The 3,535-nt window shown below is 46.1% G+C and carries 5 protein-coding genes; 3 read left to right on the top strand and 2 right to left on the bottom strand.

The window, feature by feature from the left end; genetic code table 11:
• A partial coding sequence (locus B7Y67_RS13155) for a malic enzyme-like NAD(P)-binding protein (protein WP_293599043.1) occupies nt 1-825 on the bottom strand: 825 nt, incomplete at its 3' end.
• Nucleotides 826-909: 84 nt separating this feature from the next.
• Between B7Y67_RS13155 and thiL the strand changes: the two genes are divergently transcribed.
• From thiL to B7Y67_RS13140, 3 genes are read left to right on the top strand one after another with little or no spacing between them, the layout of a single operon-like run.
• A complete protein-coding gene (thiL, locus tag B7Y67_RS13150; RefSeq protein ID WP_293599042.1) occupies nt 910-1,932 on the top strand; it encodes a thiamine-phosphate kinase in 1,023 nt (340 codons plus the stop codon).
• Nucleotides 1,929-2,510 carry a phosphatidylglycerophosphatase A gene (locus tag B7Y67_RS13145; RefSeq protein ID WP_293599041.1) on the top strand — a complete coding sequence of 194 codons (582 nt, stop codon included), beginning with the start codon at nt 1,929-1,931 and terminating at the stop codon, nt 2,508-2,510. Before thiL ends, B7Y67_RS13145 begins: the two co-directional genes overlap by 4 nt.
• Nucleotides 2,507-3,031, top strand: coding sequence for a CinA family protein (locus B7Y67_RS13140; protein WP_293599040.1), 525 nt, complete (start codon nt 2,507-2,509; stop codon nt 3,029-3,031). Before B7Y67_RS13145 ends, B7Y67_RS13140 begins: the two co-directional genes overlap by 4 nt.
• An 18-nt stretch (nt 3,032-3,049) precedes the next feature.
• On the opposite strand, the gene B7Y67_RS13135 is transcribed toward B7Y67_RS13140, so the two are convergent.
• The coding region (locus tag B7Y67_RS13135; RefSeq protein WP_293599039.1) for a CorA family divalent cation transporter at nt 3,050-3,535 on the bottom strand (486 nt) is incomplete at its 5' end.

The raw sequence follows: 3,535 nt of genomic DNA, 5'->3' as shown, positions 1-3,535 counted from the left end.
AGCAGAAAGACCTAAGAAAATATCAGCGCCTTCAATCACTTGATCTAAAGAGCGCAAATCCGTCTCTTGACAGAATGGCTCTTTCTCCGGATCCATGAGTTCTTTGCGACCCTTATAAGCAACACCAGCCAAATCAGTAACCCAAATATTTTTACGAGGAATGCCAAGGTCAACCAGCAAATCCAAGCAAGCTAATGCAGCAGCACCAGCACCTGAGGTAACTAGCTTCACGCTAGCGACATCTTTACCAACTACTTTCAAGCCATTCAGAATTGCGGCAGCAACCACAATCGCAGTTCCGTGTTGATCATCATGAAAAACTGGGATCTTCATACGAGCCTGTAGTTTGCGCTCAACTACAAAACAATCTGGTGCTTTGATGTCCTCTAAATTGATGCCGCCAAAAGTAGGCTCAAGTGCAGCAATGATCTCAACTAATTTATCTGGATCGTTTTCATTAACCTCGATATCGAAAACATCAATGCCAGCAAATTTCTTAAAGAGAACTGCTTTACCTTCCATCACTGGCTTACTTGCCAATGGTCCAATATTTCCCAAACCTAATACTGCGGTACCGTTCGTAATTACGCCGACTAAATTTCCGCGTGCTGTGTAACGAAATGCATTGGCAGGATCCTTAGCAATTTCTTCGCAGGCTGCTGCAACACCAGGGGTGTAGGCAAGTGCTAAGTCTCGCTGATTAGTTAACTGCTTAGTTGGAGCAATTTCGATTTTTCCGGGAACAGGAAACTCGTGATAGTGGAGGGCGGCCGCTCTTAAATCCGCTATTTGTTGTTCTTTGCTGCTATTGCTTGGTTTGCTCATCAGTTCACTCATCTATCAGACGTATTCAAGCTTCTAATTCTATTCCTCTCAGATGAAAGAGTCCCAAGAGCCATAAAATGGGGCATGCAATCTCAAATCTCTCGACTTGGCGAATTTGACCTGATTCGGCGTTTCTTTAAAACGCAGTCAGAACTCATGCTTGCGAACAATCCCGGCTCGGTGAAATTGGGAATTGGTGATGACTGTGCGCTACTCAAAATCGACCCTACTGAAGAAATTGCTATCACCAGCGACATGCTGGTCTCAGGACGACACTTTTTCCCTGACGCCAATCCAGAGTGGCTAGGCTGGAAAGCTTTAGCCGTCAACCTCTCAGACCTAGCAGCCATGGGCGCCAAGCCTTTGGGCTTCACTTTGGCACTAGCCTTACCAGGGCCTGATTCAGCCTGGCTAGAAGCCTTTAGCAAGGGCTTATTTGCTATTGCAAATCAATATAACTGTCCATTGATTGGTGGTGACACCACTGCTGGTCCACTCAATATTTGCATCACCGCCTTTGGCAGCGTCCCAAAAGGCAAAGCCATTTGTAGATCAGGGGCATTAGAAAGCGATGACATTTGGGTTTCAGGAGCTGTAGGTGATGCCCGACTTACTCTTGCTGCACTGCGTCATGAAATTGAATTAGCAAAAGAAGATTTGGAGAAAATTGAAGCGCACATGCATCGCCCAACTCCTAGACTGGATTTAGGCATCGCCTTAAGAGGTTTAGCCAATTCTGCTTTAGATGTCTCTGATGGCCTATTGGGCGATCTCAAACACATCCTGGAGGAGTCCGGAAAAAGTGCCGAAATCTTTTTAGACCGGATTCCAATATCCAGCACGCTTCTCAAGCAATCACATGCCATCCAAAACCAATGTGCTGCAAATGGAGGGGATGATTACGAGCTGTGCTTCACCGCCCCAATTAGCAAACGGGATGTCATTACCCAAATCAGTGCCGCCCTCAATCTTCCACTCACACAAATTGGCAGCATCAAATCCATGCAACACCCAATACCTGAGATACGCATCATCGATAACCATGGAAAAGAGTTGGATACTCAAGAAGCCAATTTACTCATGGAGTCCTTTGATCACTTTGCATGAATATCCAAGCCAATACACCCAGCGCATCCACATTCATTCCCAGCTTTAAGTGGGTGTTTAGCAAACCCAGCCGCGCCCTGGCATTTGGCATGGGCAGCGGTTTAGCGCCTTTTGCACCCGGTACCGCAGGAACCCTGTGGGCCTGGGCCGCATTCTTAGTGGGTGAGTATTTTCTATCTACCGAAGCCTGGCTGTGGACCATTGGCATAGGAATTGCTCTGGGTTGCTGGATCTGCGGACAAGTTAGCGAAGAGTTGGGTAAAAAAGATTTTGGTGGAATTGTCTGGGATGAAGTTGTTGCCTTCTGGCTAGTATTGATTTTCATCATGCCGGCAAGCCTATGGGTGCAAGTTGTGGCATTTGCACTTTTCCGATTTTTTGATGCCGTCAAGCCAGGTCCGATTGGAATGATTGATCGTCACTTCAAACAATTAGAGGATGGCGATAATTCCGCCCCTTCCAGTTTTGGTTTAAAGCTTTGGCGTGGTTTTGGAATCATTGCTGACGATTTAGCTGCAGCATTTTTCACCTTACTCACCATCACGCTCTTACATATTGGATTGAGCTATATCTTATGAAAAATAATAACGATCCCCAGCATGAACTAGCGAGAGCTGTTGCACTTACCTTAACAAGCCGGGGTTGGAAAATTGCCTTAGCTGAATCCTGCACCGGTGGCCTGGTCTGCGCTACCCTAACGGATTTAGCCGGTTCCAGCGATTGGCTTGAGCGAGGCTACATCACCTATAGCAATGCCGCAAAATCTGAATGCTTAGACGTTCCAATAGAAACGATTGAATCCTTTGGCGCGGTCAGCGAGCAAGTTGCTAGAGCGATGGCTGAGGGAGCTCTACACAATGCACATGTCAATGCCGCTATCTCTATTACTGGCATTGCTGGACCAACAGGTGGCTCACCAGAAAAACCAGTTGGTACCGTGTGCTTTGGCTGGGCAATTAAAGAGAGTATTGGAAATGATGTCATCAATACCGCCACACTGACTAAACACTTCAAGGGTGATCGTCAAATCATACGTGAACAAGCGCGTGATTTTGCCTTATCTCAATTCTTGGAAATACTGAAACCCAAAAACGCCTAATAAGGCAGCACTACAGAATTAGCGTGAGCTTAGCCAGCCCTTATGGCGGAAGTAGCCCAATGGAATCATCGCAGAGATCACCATAGAAATGATGGCAACTGGATAACCCCAGGTCTGCTCTAGTTCAGGCATGTAGCGGAAGTTCATACCCCATACGCTAGCCAAGAGTGTGGGAGGCATTAAGGCGACGGATACCACCGAGAAGATCTTGATGATCTTACTTTGGTTCAAATTAATAAAACCAACTGTCGCATCCATTAAGAAGTTAATCTTATCGAACAAGAACGCAGTATGGTTTTCTAGTGAATCAATATCTCGCAAAATCTGACGCGCTTCTTCTTGCTGCTCATCAGACAATAATTTACTACGCATCAAAAAAGACAATGCACGACGGGTATCCATCACATTGCGACGAATACGTCCGTTGGTATCCTCTTCCTTAGCAATCGTTTCGAGCACTTCTTCTGCATCGTTATCAGTGATGTCATCTTGCAAAACACGCTT

Source organism: Polynucleobacter sp. 35-46-11, from assembly GCF_002281105.1.
The sequence above is the reverse complement of the archived record's forward strand: the minus strand, read 5'-3'. Positions and strand labels throughout refer to the sequence as shown.